The sequence below is a fragment of the Nocardia neocaledoniensis genome (assembly GCF_003182135.1).
GTDB classification, from domain to species: domain Bacteria; phylum Actinomycetota; class Actinomycetes; order Mycobacteriales; family Mycobacteriaceae; genus Nocardia; species Nocardia neocaledoniensis.
The window spans coordinates 53,852-66,517 of record NZ_QGTL01000005.1 but is presented as its reverse complement, the minus strand read 5'-3'; the positions used below and the strand labels follow the sequence as shown (position 1 = coordinate 66,517).

The 12,666-nt window shown below is 68.4% G+C and carries 13 protein-coding genes; 4 read left to right on the top strand and 9 right to left on the bottom strand.

Annotated elements, in window-relative coordinates:
- The first annotated feature begins 26 nt into the window (after positions 1 to 26).
- The gene (locus tag DFR69_RS15995) at positions 27 to 656 is read left to right on the top strand and encodes a TetR/AcrR family transcriptional regulator (RefSeq protein WP_110038367.1); all 630 of its coding nucleotides are present in this window, start codon (positions 27 to 29) and stop codon (positions 654 to 656) included.
- A gap of 247 nt (positions 657 to 903) precedes the next feature.
- On the opposite strand, the gene DFR69_RS15990 is transcribed toward DFR69_RS15995, so the two are convergent.
- The 7 genes from DFR69_RS15990 to DFR69_RS15960 all read right to left on the bottom strand — a co-directional run bounded on the left by DFR69_RS15990 (position 904) and on the right by DFR69_RS15960 (position 7,807).
- Positions 904 to 1,548: a hypothetical protein gene (locus tag DFR69_RS15990; RefSeq protein ID WP_146229293.1), complete on the bottom strand. Its 645-nt coding sequence runs from the start codon at positions 1,546 to 1,548 to the stop codon at positions 904 to 906.
- A gap of 424 nt (positions 1,549 to 1,972) precedes the next feature.
- Positions 1,973 to 3,037 carry a zinc-dependent alcohol dehydrogenase gene (locus tag DFR69_RS15985; protein ID WP_244198285.1) on the bottom strand — a complete coding sequence of 355 codons (1,065 nt, stop codon included), beginning with the start codon at positions 3,035 to 3,037 and terminating at the stop codon, positions 1,973 to 1,975.
- Between the two features lie 84 nt (positions 3,038 to 3,121).
- Positions 3,122 to 4,360, bottom strand: coding sequence for an MFS transporter (locus DFR69_RS15980; RefSeq protein ID WP_110038364.1), 1,239 nt, complete (start codon positions 4,358 to 4,360; stop codon positions 3,122 to 3,124).
- A gap of 195 nt (positions 4,361 to 4,555) precedes the next feature.
- Positions 4,556 to 5,440 (bottom strand): intradiol ring-cleavage dioxygenase, encoded by an 885-nt coding sequence (locus tag DFR69_RS15975; protein ID WP_110038363.1) that lies wholly within the window; start codon positions 5,438 to 5,440, stop codon positions 4,556 to 4,558.
- Entirely contained in the window at positions 5,437 to 6,522 is a 1,086-nt protein-coding gene (locus DFR69_RS15970; RefSeq protein WP_110038362.1) for a maleylacetate reductase, read from the bottom strand. Before DFR69_RS15970 ends, DFR69_RS15975 begins: the two co-directional genes overlap by 4 nt.
- A complete protein-coding gene (locus DFR69_RS15965) occupies positions 6,519 to 6,920 on the bottom strand; it encodes a nuclear transport factor 2 family protein (RefSeq protein ID WP_110038361.1) in 402 nt (133 codons plus the stop codon). The genes DFR69_RS15970 and DFR69_RS15965 overlap by 4 nt, the downstream gene beginning before the upstream one ends.
- 14 nt (positions 6,921 to 6,934) lie before the next feature.
- Entirely contained in the window at positions 6,935 to 7,807 is an 873-nt protein-coding gene (locus DFR69_RS15960; RefSeq protein ID WP_110038360.1) for an NAD(P)-dependent oxidoreductase, read from the bottom strand.
- Positions 7,808 to 8,203: 396 nt separating this feature from the next.
- On the opposite strand from DFR69_RS15960, the gene DFR69_RS15955 reads away from it, so the two are divergent.
- Positions 8,204 to 8,935 (top strand): helix-turn-helix domain-containing protein, encoded by a 732-nt coding sequence (locus tag DFR69_RS15955; protein ID WP_110038359.1) that lies wholly within the window; start codon positions 8,204 to 8,206, stop codon positions 8,933 to 8,935.
- A 125-nt stretch (positions 8,936 to 9,060) separates the two neighbouring features.
- Here the strand turns inward: DFR69_RS15955 and DFR69_RS15950 are convergent, their stop codons facing one another.
- Positions 9,061 to 10,269: an acetyl-CoA C-acetyltransferase gene (locus tag DFR69_RS15950; RefSeq protein ID WP_110038358.1), complete on the bottom strand. Its 1,209-nt coding sequence runs from the start codon at positions 10,267 to 10,269 to the stop codon at positions 9,061 to 9,063.
- 16 nt (positions 10,270 to 10,285) lie between these two features.
- Complete coding sequence (locus tag DFR69_RS15945) at positions 10,286 to 11,065, bottom strand: IclR family transcriptional regulator (RefSeq protein WP_110038357.1); 780 nt, start codon at positions 11,063 to 11,065, stop codon at positions 10,286 to 10,288.
- Positions 11,066 to 11,277: 212 nt separating this feature from the next.
- Between DFR69_RS15945 and DFR69_RS15940 the strand changes: the two genes are divergently transcribed.
- Together DFR69_RS15940 and DFR69_RS15935 are read left to right on the top strand one after the other, a co-directional pair.
- A complete protein-coding gene (locus tag DFR69_RS15940) occupies positions 11,278 to 12,024 on the top strand; it encodes a CoA transferase subunit A (RefSeq protein ID WP_110038356.1) in 747 nt (248 codons plus the stop codon).
- Positions 12,021 to 12,665 carry a CoA transferase subunit B gene (locus DFR69_RS15935; protein WP_110038355.1) on the top strand — a complete coding sequence of 215 codons (645 nt, stop codon included), beginning with the start codon at positions 12,021 to 12,023 and terminating at the stop codon, positions 12,663 to 12,665. The genes DFR69_RS15940 and DFR69_RS15935 overlap by 4 nt, the downstream gene beginning before the upstream one ends.
- Position 12,666: the final 1 nt, after the last annotated feature.

Genomic DNA, 12,666 nt, shown 5'->3' with positions numbered 1-12,666 from the left:
ACAAGGGCAGCGCATAGCATTGGCCCATGACGGCAGCAGCGACCGGGCGAGGTCGGATCGACAAGCGGCGCGCCATTCTCGAGTCGGCGCTGACGGTGTTCGCGCATCGCGGGTACGCGCAGGCCTGCGTGCAGGAGATCGCCGATGCGGCAGGCGTCGCCAAACACACCGTCTACAACCACCTCAGCGACAAGGAAACACTGCTGCGCCACGCCGTGGAGGCGGCGGCGGACACCGTCGGCGCCGAATGCCTCGGCGCCATCGCGGGGTTGCGCGACCTTGACGGCAATCCTGAAGCAGCACTTCGGGATTCGGCGTTGCAGCTACTGAAGGTGTGTCACGGTGACCGTGCTCGCGCCTTGCGCACTCTCACCTTCGCCCAGGTGGGGACCTTCCCCGACCTGGCCGAGACCGCCCAGGACCGAACCTCCCGCATGCTCGCCGAGACACTGGCCGATCGCCTGGCCCGGCTCACGCTGGCCGGTCACCTACATACGCGCGAGCCCGGGATCGCCGCCGAGCAGCTGCTCGCCCTGCTCACCGGCCCGCTGGAAGCGCGGACTCGTTTGGGCACCCGCGAGACGACGAACGCCGAGTTGACGGCCATCGCCGACGCGGCGGTGGACACCTTCCTGGCGGCCTACGCTCCCCGCTAGCCCACGCACTCCGCGCGAGCAGCTTTCCCCGACCGACGAGCCCTCGAAGTCAGGCGCGAACGGGTGCCACTGAACGCGCCGCGAGTGCGCTGCTGCGAGGGTAACTCCCCCTTCGCGTGGGGCACCGGAAGCGGTCGTTGTAAATCATCCCCGGGCAAGGGCTCATCCTCGCTCACGCGGGGATCCCTTTTCGGACAGGTTCTGCCAGAACACTTTCACTCGGCCGATCAAGCTCAGCTGGCAGTGTTCACTTCTCCCGGAAGCAATACGCGACACCGCTACGTTTGTCGATGAAGTTGTGAACCTTCGCGGTGACGTACTTGATCTGGGCGGAGTAGTCGTCGGCGGCGAACGACGGATCACACTGCGAAAGCTCGGAGACTCCGGTCAGCGTCCGATCCAGCCGAAGCGAACTGGGGTCGGCGCAGGAGGCGTCGTAGGTGAACAGGCTGACCATCGGGACATAGCACCGTCCGATGGCGAGGTTCTGCCCCGCGCAGCCGTGAGCCACACCCAAAGAACCGTCCTTGACGCCGGAAATGATCAGCGTCACTTCCTTGTCCAGGCAGTCCACCGTGCGCTTCTGGTCGTCGGTGACGATCTCCACCACCGTCACCTTCTTCGTCGCCGCGGGGTCGGCGCAGTCCATGACCGTGATCGGTCCATGGTGGACGAATTCGTCGATCTCGGTGCAATCGCCCACCTTCGGCAGGTTCGGCGTTGTCGTGTCGAGTTTCGGATCAGCGATGCCGACCGTGGGTTCGGCCTGCCCGGGCACCGTCCCGCCACACGCTGCCGAACCCACACCGAGCAGAAGCGCACCCAGCATGAAGCCAGTCGATCGCGAAACCTGGTGCAGGCGGCAAGGCCTGGACCGCAGTGACGAGCACATGCCGGATATCTTGTCCCACCAGACGATCGGGACACTACCCGGGCCCAGTAGAAGGCCAACAGGTCATCGAGGTGAGCGACCGCGACAGCCGCGGCATCGCGATGGCACTACTTCACCCAGCCATGCCACGTCCGTCTCCTCGTCGGCACTCGCGCGCGAGCGGAGACCAACCGGCGGGCAGGTGGACGTCGCGGTCAATGCACACAAGAACCCTTCAGACAGCGAGGATCTCGACCGGATCGCGGTGAGCTGATCCTCGCCTCCGACCGAGACGCCGAGACCATCGATGGCGACAGATCGGTCCACAGATCTTCTCTGGCCGGATGACGCCTACGACCAGCATGACGAGAGACGACCCAAATCCGTCGGTAAGTAGTACTCAGCGCAACAAACGACCTCCTCTGTCGTGGGGGATGCCTGCCGATCAGACGGTGGGGTCGATGAGGATCTTGCCCTCGACCTGCCCGGCGGCGAGGCGGTCCAGGCAGTCGCCGAGCTTCTCCAGCCCGACCGCCGGCTCGGCGAATTCCTGTCCCAGCGTGGGGTTCTCGGCGAGGATTCGCAGCGCGGCGGGCAGGTCGGTGTCGCAGATGTGTGCGAGGGTCGTCTCGAGGGTGATTTCGCGGAAGATCATCGAGTGCAGGTCGATCTCGGGTTTCTGCTTCGGGATGCCGACGGCCTCGACTCGGCCGCCGTCGGTGACCAGGTCCAGTGCCAGCGCCAGCTGGCCGGGTGCGCCGCTGGCCTCGATCACGACGTCGGGCCGGGCGCCGTCGAAGGCGTCGGTGAGTTCTTCGGTCAGCGCGCCGGACGCGGTCAGGGTGATATCCGCGCCGAGGCGTTTCGCCCGCGCCAGGCGGGATGCGGCGATATCGATCACGGCAATCTGGTAGTCGCCGAGATGACGCAGTCCGGCCAGGACGAACGAGCCGATCGCGCCCGCGCCGATGACCGCGACGCGGTCACCGGTGACCGCGCCGGCGCGGCGCGCGGCGTGGATGCCGACGGCCAGGGGCTGGGCGAGCGCGGCATGGTCGGTATCCAGTCCGGTCGGCAGCGCGCGCAGTGTCGCGCAGGGAACGGCAACGTATTCGGCCATCCCGCCGTGGACGTTGAGCCCGAGGGTGCGGTATCGCAAGCATTTGTTGGCGCGGCCTTCGCGGCAACGACGGCATTCGCCACACCAGATCCCTGCCCCGCTGGCGACGAGGGTGCCGGGCAGGAGCATGGCCTCTGGGTGGGACTTCACGATTTCGCCGACGAATTCGTGCCCGGGGATGAGTGGCCCGAGGTGGCCACTGTGTGGATGGCGGTGGTGCACGGGAAAGACCTTGGGCCCGGCGACCCATTCGCCGGCATCGGTGCCGCAGATCCCCGACCGCAGGACCTTCACCAGCACTTCACCCGGGCTGAGCGTAGGGATGGCGACCTCCTCGATCCGGATGTCGCGGGGACCGTGATAGAGGGCGGCTCGCATTGTCGATGGCACAGCGGTGTCTTTCGTCGTCTGGATGTCTCGTACTCGAGTGCAGGTCCGGGCCGGCGGGCTGCCGACCGGCCCGGACCTGGCGCGTCATGCCTTGGCGGTGGCTCCGTCGCGGGGATCGATGACTGGTGCCGCTGGGGCGTCGTCGGTCACCGTGACGTCTTCGGTGCGGGGCAGCAGCAGCGCCACGACCGCGGCCAAGGCGAAGAATCCCGCGCAGAGGACCAGCCCACCCTGGAAGCCGATACTGGCGGCGAGGCCGGCCAGGATGAACGGTGCCAGCGCCGAGACGCCGCGGCCGACGTTGAAGCAGAATCCGGCGCCGGTGGCGCGGGCACGGGTGGGGAACAGTTCGCCGAGGTAGGAACCGAACAGGCCGAAGAAGGCGGTGAAGGCGCCGAAGCAGGGGCCCAGCCACAGCAGCGCGGTCAGGTCGGTGGTCAGCGCGTAGATCGGCAGTGTCGCCGCGACACCGAACAGGGTGATCACGATGGTGCGGTGGCGGCCGATGCGGTCGGCGAGGAAGCCGAACCCGTTGTAGCCGGCGAACATTCCGAGGTTGACGATGGTGACGAACAGCGCGACCGATCCCTTGTCGAGCCCGCGTTCGGTGGTGAGGTAGGTGGGCAGCCACGTCATCGCGCCCCAGTAGCCGAACAGCGCCAGCGCCGCCATGAGCGTGCCCAGCAGGGTGCGTCGGCGCAGCGAGGAGCCCAGCACGTCACGCACGGAGACAACCTCGTCGGTGCTGTGAGCCTTCTGCTCGGCCCAGGTGGCCGACTCGGAGAAGAAGATCGCCACGATGGCGATCGGCAGCACGACCGCGACGCCGGCGACCAGGAACATCAGCCGCCAGTCGGGCAGGAACCATCCGGATATGGTGGCGGCCATGGCTCCGCCGGCGGGAAACGCGCTGATCACGAAGGCAGCGGCCCGACCTCGCTGCTGCTCGGGAAAGGTCTCGACCACATAGGCCGAGACCACGCTCCACACCGCGCCCAGGCCGATGCCGGCCAAGAACCGCAGCAGCAGAAAGACTTCGAAGTTCGGAACCACCGCGATGGCGGCGGTGAACGCTCCGAAGGTCGCCAAGGACGCGAGCAGAGCCTTCTTGCGGCCGAAGTTGTCGGCGACGTAGCCGCCCAAGACGCTGCTGACACCGATACCGACCAGGGTCGCGGTGGCGAGCAGACCGCCCTGGGTGACCGTCAGGCCCATGTCCGTGCGGATGGCGGGCAGACCCATCGACAGCAGGACGATTTCCAGGGCATCGAACAGGTAGGCGAGAAAACACCCGCCGAGCACGATCCAACGTGTACGTCGCATCGTCGTACCTCCAGTGTGAGCTGCTGGGGGCGCGCCCGGGCAGCGGTGATCTTCGAATCGCTGCGGCGACGAGCGTCGCCGAGCTGGGAGTGGAGCGGCCCGGAGCGCGGGCTGGTCCGTTCGATCCGGGCCACGAGTGGCGCGGTCGTTGAAGTCCGGGCGGATACCGTCCGGAAGAATGCCGCGGATAAGCGGCTAGTGCTCGTCCGATGGGGGGAGGACGAGGTCGAAGGCGATGCTGGTCCAGTCGCCTTCGGGGTGGGAGCCGTCCGGGGCTGGGGTGTCGTGGTGCCAGGACACCTCGACCACGAGGTCGTCCTTGACGCCGAACACCGCGTCCGAGGTCAGGTAGGGATCCTCGGCGAGGAAGATGTGGGTGATCAGCGTCCGGAAGCCGGGCGCGGTCACCAGGAAGTGCAGGTGCGCGGGCCGCATGGGGCCCCGGCCGGTGGCGGCGAGCAGATCGCCCACCGGGCCGTCGTGCGGGATCGGATACGGGGCGGGCAGTACCGACCAGAATCGGTATTCGCCGTCGGTGCCCGAACGTAGCCTGCCGCGCCCGGCGGTACGCCCGTCCGGGTACTGGACGTCGTAGAAGCCGTCGTCGTCGGCCTCCCACACCTCGATCCGCGCGCCGGGGATCGGTTCGCCGGTCACCGAGCGCACCTCACCCGACACGTGACAGGGCACCCCTGATGCACCCTGGGCGATATCGCCGCCGAGCGGGATCTCGGGGGCGTCGTCGACGAAGAACGGCCCGAAGACGGTGGATTCGGTGGCGCCGGGTGCGTCGGGTTCGTTGATCGCGACCGTGAGCATGGACAGACCGAGCACGTCGGAGAGCAGGATGAACTCCTGACGCCTGCTATCGGTGATATGGCCTGCGCGGGTGAGGAATTCGATCGCCGCCGTCCATTCGGCGTCGGTGAGCCGGACCTCGCGGGCGAAGGCGTGCAGGTGCCGGACGAGGCTGGTCATCACCTCGCGCAGGCGCGGGTCGGGGGTGGCGGCGAAACTGTCGAGGACCTCCGCGGTGACGGCCGCTTCGCGGTCGGTGATCAGGGTGTCCTCGGCGCTCATCTTGCGGTCTCCCCGAGGTCGGACCCCGCCCAGGCGGCCCGCAGGAGAGCCCGCACGCCGTCGCCGGTGACCGGGGTCGGGTTGTCGGCGGGGGCGATCGCGGTGATGTCGTCGACGACGGTGTCGATGTCGGCTTCGGTCATACCGAGCTCGCCCAGACCAGCGGGCACACCGAGCCCGGTGCCCAGTTCGCGCAGGGCGGTGACAATGTCGGTGCGCCCGAGTGCCCGCGCGATGCGGTCGGTCGCCTCGCGAGCGTGGGGCGCGTTGTAGGCCAGCACGTACGGCAGCACGATCGCGTGGGTCTGGGCGTGGGGCAGGTCGAAGGCGCCGCCCAGGACGTGGCAGATCTTGTGGTGCAGGCCCGATCCGGCACCGGCGAAGGCCGATCCGGCCAGGTAGGCACCCAGCAACAGATCACTGCGGGCGGCCGCGTCGGCCGCGTCGGTCGCGGAGGCCTCGATGGCCTGCAGGCCGGCGACGAGGTGACGGATGCCGTCCTCGGCGACCGCGCTCGATACCGGGCTGCGCCGGGGCGCCCAGAAGGCTTCCACGCAGTGGGCGACGGCGTTGAGGGCGCTGGCGACCGCGAGCTCGACCGGCAGCGACGCGGTCAGGTCGGGGTCGTAGACGACGGTCTTGGGCAGGACCCGCCGGTCGGTGCCGGTGGTCTTGCGGCCGCGGTCGGTCATCCCCCAGACCGGGGTCACCTCGGATCCGGCGTAGGTCGTCGGCACCGCGACGAGGGGCAATCCGGTGGTCAGCGCGACGGCTTTGGCGGTGCCGGTGGTCGATCCGCCGCCCACCGACAGCACCAGATCCGCCTCGGCCTCGGTGGCGGCCTTGCGGGCCAGCTCGGCGACCTCGACCGGGACGTGCGGGCGCACCTGGGAGAAGGTGGCCGCGACACGGTCGGCGAACGGCGCGCACAGCGCGGTCGCGAGGGCGCCCTCGGTGTCGGTGGCGATGAGCAGGATGCGCTGGGCGTCCAGCAGATCCAGTTCCCCGGGCAGCCGGGTGCGGGTCGCACCCGCGCCGAAGACGATGCGGCCGGGCAGACCGTCGTAGGTGAAGGTGGTCATCGGTTCTCCTCGGGGATCACAGTCGGGCTGTAGGCCAGGAGCAGCCACTGTTCGTCGCGGCGCACCCAGACCGCTTGGGCGCGGTTGCCGAGCTGTTTGCGGGTCCCGCCGGCGGTGATGTCGGCGTGCATCTGTCCGGCGACCACCGCGGTGTCGCCTGCGATCACGATCCGGTCCACGGGGTGGTCGATGCGGTGATAGACGTAGAAGCCGCTGCGCAGCTTGTCCAGGTAGCTGTCGAGAGTGTCGACCGCCGCGTTGGAGTGGGTGTAGACCAACTCGGGATGGGCCAGGGCGGCGAAGGCGGCGACGTCACCGGCCAGCACGGCCGCGTAGCGGGCGTCCTCGAGGGCGCGGATGGTCGCTTCGGTCTCGATGGCGAGGGTGTCGCCGGTCATGAGCGAACTCCTGTCTATGTTGCGGGAGAGATGGTTTCGGAGAAGGCGGGGGCGTTGCTGCGGCGCAGGGCGGTGAGAACCTGGGCCATGTCGGCCTCGGCCAGCCCGCCCGTCACCGCCTCGTCGAGCACCCCGTACGCCGCTTCGGCGCCGGGCAAGAACAGCTGATGGCGGCGCGCCAGATCCAGTGCCAGGCCGAGGTCCTTGCGGATCAGCGATACCGGCGCCGCGACGGGAGTGGTCTCCGGTGCGAGGTAGGCCTGTTGCTTGTAGCCCACATACGGCGCCCCGGCGGCGCTGTTGGTGAGGATGCCGTAGAAGACGGCGGGGTCCAGTCCGCCGGCTTCGGCAAGCAGAACACCTTCTGCCACAGCCTGACTCAGACCGGCGAGCACCGCGTTGACCGCCAATTTGGCCGTCGAACCGGCACCGGCCGGACCCGCGTGGAACTGCTTGGCCGTCATCGCCGCCAGCACCGGCTGGACCCTGTCGAACTGTGCGGCGGTGGCGCCGACCATCGTGGTGATCGTGGCGGCCTCGGCCATCGACACGCTGCCCGAGACGGGCGCGTCCACGACCTCGATCCACGACAGCGCCGCCAGCTCGCGGACGACCGTGGGACCGACCGTTCCCATGACGATGTGCAGGTGGCCGGGCGCGACACCGGACAACGCCTCGATGACCAGCGCACGGGTCGCCGCACCGTCGGGCAGCATGCTGATCGAGATCTCCGTGGCGGCCAGCGCGTCGGCGGTGTCGGCTGGACGCAGCGACGCGGGCAGTTGCTGGGCGACCGGGTCGTAGGCGAGCACGGTGTGCCCGGCAGCGACCAAATGTGTGGCCATGGGCTTACCCATCCGGCCCAGGCCGGCAAATCCGATCAACATGTCGGGCCCCGCTCCGCGGAACCGGCACGAGCAATGTCGATCGAGGCGGGGAGAGGCCGCGGCCGCCGGATCGCGGGGGTGTGTTCATGCGGGGAAGACACGAGACTCCTTCGTCGTCGATGACGGGAACGGGGCGAGAACCACCACCGGATGTGTTCAGTATCATTAAACATATCTTCAGTGATGTCAACCACGTTCCACTGAGGCGTTCTATGCAGTGAAGTCCCGACACTCAGTAGCGCGCACGATGCGGGCAGCCCTGCCACGACTTTGCGCCCCAAAGGGCTACCCCGGACCGCCGCCGAGCGCCCACTCGCGGCCGAGCGGGTATGTTCATTGTTAGTGAAACGCTAATGTTCACTGATAGTTGATGAATAGACAGACAGGGGTGCGCTGATGCAGGACAGAATCGGGCCGGCACTGAAACAGGCGCGCCTGGATCGCGGAGCGAGCTTGCGAGCCGTCGCCGCGGCGGTCGGGATCTCGGCCAGCCAGCTCTCCCAGATCGAGAACAACAAGTCCCAGCCCTCGGTGAGCACCCTCTACGCCCTGGTCCATCACCTGGAGATCTCCCTCGACGACCTGCTGGGGATCCCGCACCGGCGCACGATGCAACCGGCCGCCGATTCGCCCGGCGGCACCGGCAGGCAGGTTGTTCAGCGTGGCACGGACAATCCCGTGATCGAGATGGCCAACGGCGTCCGCTGGGAAAAGCTCGCGGTCGGGCCGGGCTCCGACGTCGACGCGCTCCTGGTCACCTACGAACCCGGTGCGGCGAGTTCGATCGACCGGATGCCCATGCGCCACTCCGGGACCGAGTACGCCTACTTGTTCTCCGGGGAACTCACGCTGTTGCTCGGGTTCGACAAGTACACGATCAGTGCGGGTGACTCGCTCTGGTTCGACTCCACCCGCCCGCACATCTATGTCAACCAGGCCGACCAGCCCGCACGCGGGGTGTGGTTCGTCTCCGGACGCCACGAGTCCGGCCCGAGCCGGGAATGGGTCGCCGCCCAACTCGGAGAGCCGACCCCGGGGAGGTCACCTCGGGTGAACAGCGCCGTCGATGCACTCGATCTCCTCGGCGCTGCCACCGCGCGGTCCTCGCCGGGCAATCGCGGGGCCTAGCTCATTCGGCGGAAAGCGCGTAGGGGCAGAGTCGAGCACCCACGTACACGGCGTCCAGGAGCGCTGTGCGGCGCCCGCGTCCTGGCCCTGCCGCAGTGGACAGGGCCAGGGCTTTGACCGAAAGGTCAGACCCGTTCGAAGACAGCCGCCAAGCCTTGTCCGCCGCCGATGCACATCGTTTCGAGTCCGTAGCGACCGCCTCGGCGCGTCATTTCGTGCAGCAGGGTCGCCAGGATGCGGGCGCCGGTGGCACCCACCGGATGGCCGAGGGAGATGCCGGACCCGTTCGGATTGAGGCGCGGATCGTCGGGGTCGACCTTCCAGGACCGCAGCACGGCCAGCGTCTGGGCGGCGAAGGCCTCGTTGAGTTCGATGACGTCCATGTCGTCGAGTGTGAGGCCCAATCGCGCGAGCGCCTTGTCGGTCGCTGGGACCGGTCCGATGCCCATCCTGGCGGGCTCTACGCCGGCAACGGCCCAGGATGCGAGGCGCGCCATCGGCTGCAGGCCGAGCTCGGCGGCCCGTTGGGGTGTGGTCACCACGCACACCGCCGCGCCGTCGTTCTGGCCGCTGGAGTTGCCCGCGGTGACCGTCGAGTCCGGATCGGCTGTCGCACGGATCGGGCGCAGGCGGCCCAGGGTGTGGATGTCGGTGTCAGCGCGAGGATGTTCGTCGAGAGTCACCTGTATGGGATCCTTGTGCCGCTGCGTCACTGTCACGGGCACGATTTCGGCGTCGAAGCGTCCCTCACACTGCGCGGCGACCGCGCGCCGGTGCGACTGCACGGCGAGTGCGTCCTGATCGGTGCGGGTGATACGGAACTGCGCGCGCAGATTCTCCGCGGTCTCGATCATGCCGCCCGGGACGGGAAAGTTCTTGCCTCCGGCGGTGACCCGCGCCCGGGCCAGGCGATCGTGCAGGACCGGACCGTCGCCGCGCACGCCCCACCGAATGCTGTCGGTGTAGAACTCGGTGCGGCTCATCGACTCCACTCCCCCGGCCAGCACGAGATCGCTCCCACCGGTCTGCACCTGCATGCACGCTTGCAGGACGGCCTGCAGTCCCGATCCGCACCGCCGGTCGACCTGGAGGCCGGGAACTCCGACGCCCAGTCCCGCGTCGAGTGCGGCGATGCGCCCGATGGCCGGAGCCTCGGCGCTGGGTGATGCCTGCCCCAGGATGACGTCGTCGATGTGTTCGGCGGCCAGTCCGGTGCGTGTCACCAGTTCGGTGATCACGGTCGTGGCGAGATCGTGCGCGGTGAGGTCTTTGAAGACGCCGCCGAAGCGGCCGACCGGGGTCCGCAGGGGGTGGCAGATGACAGCTTCGGGCATGGAGCTTCCTTGGGGATCAGGTGTGGGAACGTATCTGGGTCAGGTCGTGCTCGATCGCGGCGCTGGTCTCGAGCAGGGCGGGGATCAGAACGTCGTGAACCTCGCTCGCGGTGTAGCGGGCGGCGTGGGTGGAGATGTTGACCGCGGCCACGACCGCGCCGTGCCGGTCGCGGATCGGTGCGGCCATCGATCGCAGGCCCTGTTCGAGTTCCTGGTCGACGACGCAGAACCCTTGGGTGCGTACGCGTTCCAGCTCGGCGCGCAGCTGCGCCGCGGACGCGACGGTGCTGGGTGTGATCGGAGTGAGGTCTGCCTCGCCCAGATAGCGGTCCAGCGCCTCGGGATCGAGGGCGGCGAGCAGGACCCGGCCCATCGACGTGGCGAAGGCAGGGAAACGGGTGCCGATGTCGATCGAGACTGTCATGATCCGGCTGACCGGGACACGGGCGACATAGACGATGTCGGTGCCGTCCAGGATCGACACCGACGTGGACTCGTGGACCCTCCCGGCCAGTGCCTCGAGATGCGGGCCCGCGAGTTCGGGCAGACCGAGGCTGGACAGGAAGCTGTAGCCCAACTCGAGAACCTTTGGAGTGAGCCAGAACTGGCCACCGTCGGTGCGCACGTAGCCGAGTTCGACCAAGGTGAGCAGGAATCGGCGGGCGGTCGCGCGGGTCAGCTCGGTCGCGGCCGCGACTTCGCTGAGGGTGCGCCGAGGATGCTCGGCATCGAACGATCGGATGACGGCCAGCCCGCGTCCGAGGGACTGCACGTACTCCAGCGACGGTTCGGCCATGGCTGGCGCACCTCCTTCTCCCAGTGGACCGACGGCATCCGCCCCCGCGGCAGGATCTCCACCGCCGGTCGGGCCTGAGGGTACGGCGCACAAGCTCTGCGCTGCGATCTGGCGCGATGCCGGAGCGACCGCGCACCCTCAACCACACCTCGATGTTCGTTCTGCGAACAAGTGTACTCATTGCGAACGTTTCGTCTAGTATCGGTGCGGTGATGGACAAAGTCATTGCGACGGCAACCGCGGCCGTCGCCGATATCCCCGACGGCGCCTCGCTCGCGGTCGGCGGGTTCGGGCTCGTCGGAGTGCCTCAGGTGCTCATCGACGCCGTGCTCGCCCAGGGCGCCACCGATCTGGAAGTGGTCAGCAACAACTGCGGCACCTCCGGTTCCGGCCTCGGCGTGCTGCTCGACGCGCACCGGATCCGCCGCACGACCAGCTCCTATGTGGGGTCCAACGCCGAGTTCGCCCGCCAGTTCCTGGCCGGCGAACTCGAGGTCGAGCTCACCCCGCAGGGAACGCTGGCCGAGCGCATGCGCGCCGGTGGGGCGGGCATTCCCGCCTTCTACACCCCGGCAGGCGTCGGCACCCAGGTCGCCGAGGGCGGGCTTCCGCTGCGCTACGACGGCGCAGGCGGGATCGCACTCGCCAGCCCCGCCAAGGAGACCCGGGTCTTCGACGGGATGACCTACGTACTCGAGCAGGCGATCGTCACCGACTTCGCGTTGGTCCACGCCTGGAAGGGTGACCGGCACGGCAACCTCGTCTACCGGCGCAGCGCCCGCAACTTCAACCCACCCGCCGCCGCGGCTGGCCGCGTGACCATCGCCCAGGTCGAGGAATTGGTCGAACCGGGCGAACTCGACCCTGACGAGATCCACACCCCGGGCATCCACGTCCAGCGGGTCGTGCACGTCGGCAGAGTCGAGGTAGGCATCGAGAACAGGACGGTCCGGGCATGAGCCGCACCCGCCACGAACTGGCCGCACGTGTCGCCACCGAACTGCGCGACGGTCAATACGTCAACCTCGGCATCGGCATGCCGACCCTCGTCCCGAACCACCTGTCCGAGGGCGTGAGCGTCGTGCTCCATTCGGAGAACGGCGTTTTGGGAGTCGGCCCCTATCCCACCGAGGACGAAGTCGATCCCGAACTGATCAACGCGGGCAAGGAGACGATCACCGTCATGCCCGGCGCCTCCTACTTCGACTCCGCCCACTCGTTCGGCATGATCCGCGGTGGCTGCGTCGATGTCGCTGTGCTCGGCGCGATGCAGGTCAGCGCTCGCGGGGACCTGGCGAACTGGATGATCCCGGGAAAAATGGTCAAGGGCATGGGCGGGGCGATGGACCTGGTCCACGGCGCGAAACGCGTCATCGTGATGATGGAACATCGTTCACGCAACGGCGAACCCAAGATCGTCGAGCGGTGCAGCCTGCCGCTGACCGGAGCGAGCTGTGTGCACCGCATCATCACCGACATGGCCGTCTTCGACGTCGGTTCGACCGGCCTGGCACTTCTCGAAACCGCCCCCGATGTCACCGTCGCCGAGGTACGCGAGGCCACAGGCGCCGACTTCACGGTCGCCCTGGCCCTCAGCTGAG

Bases quoted from the DNA above. Each gene is read 5' to 3' on its own strand.
- DFR69_RS15970 (WP_110038362.1), bottom strand. From the start codon at position 6,522: ATGACCACCTTCACCTACGACGGTCTGCCCGGCCGCATCGTCTTCGGC.
- DFR69_RS15965 (WP_110038361.1), bottom strand. From the start codon at position 6,920: ATGACCGGCGACACCCTCGCCATCGAGACCGAAGCGACCATCCGCGCC.
- DFR69_RS15940 (WP_110038356.1), top strand. From the start codon at position 11,278: ATGGACAAAGTCATTGCGACGGCAACCGCGGCCGTCGCCGATATCCCC.
- DFR69_RS15945 (WP_110038357.1), bottom strand. From the start codon at position 11,065: ATGGCCGAACCGTCGCTGGAGTACGTGCAGTCCCTCGGACGCGGGCTG.
- DFR69_RS15935 (WP_110038355.1), top strand. From the start codon at position 12,021: ATGAGCCGCACCCGCCACGAACTGGCCGCACGTGTCGCCACCGAACTG.
- DFR69_RS15950 (WP_110038358.1), bottom strand. From the start codon at position 10,269: ATGCCCGAAGCTGTCATCTGCCACCCCCTGCGGACCCCGGTCGGCCGC.
- DFR69_RS15995 (WP_110038367.1), top strand. From the start codon at position 27: ATGACGGCAGCAGCGACCGGGCGAGGTCGGATCGACAAGCGGCGCGCC.
- DFR69_RS15955 (WP_110038359.1), top strand. From the start codon at position 8,204: ATGCAGGACAGAATCGGGCCGGCACTGAAACAGGCGCGCCTGGATCGC.
- DFR69_RS15960 (WP_110038360.1), bottom strand. From the start codon at position 7,807: ATGTTGATCGGATTTGCCGGCCTGGGCCGGATGGGTAAGCCCATGGCC.
- DFR69_RS15975 (WP_110038363.1), bottom strand. From the start codon at position 5,440: ATGAGCGCCGAGGACACCCTGATCACCGACCGCGAAGCGGCCGTCACC.
- DFR69_RS15980 (WP_110038364.1), bottom strand. From the start codon at position 4,360: ATGCGACGTACACGTTGGATCGTGCTCGGCGGGTGTTTTCTCGCCTAC.
- DFR69_RS15990 (WP_146229293.1), bottom strand. From the start codon at position 1,548: ATGTGCTCGTCACTGCGGTCCAGGCCTTGCCGCCTGCACCAGGTTTCG.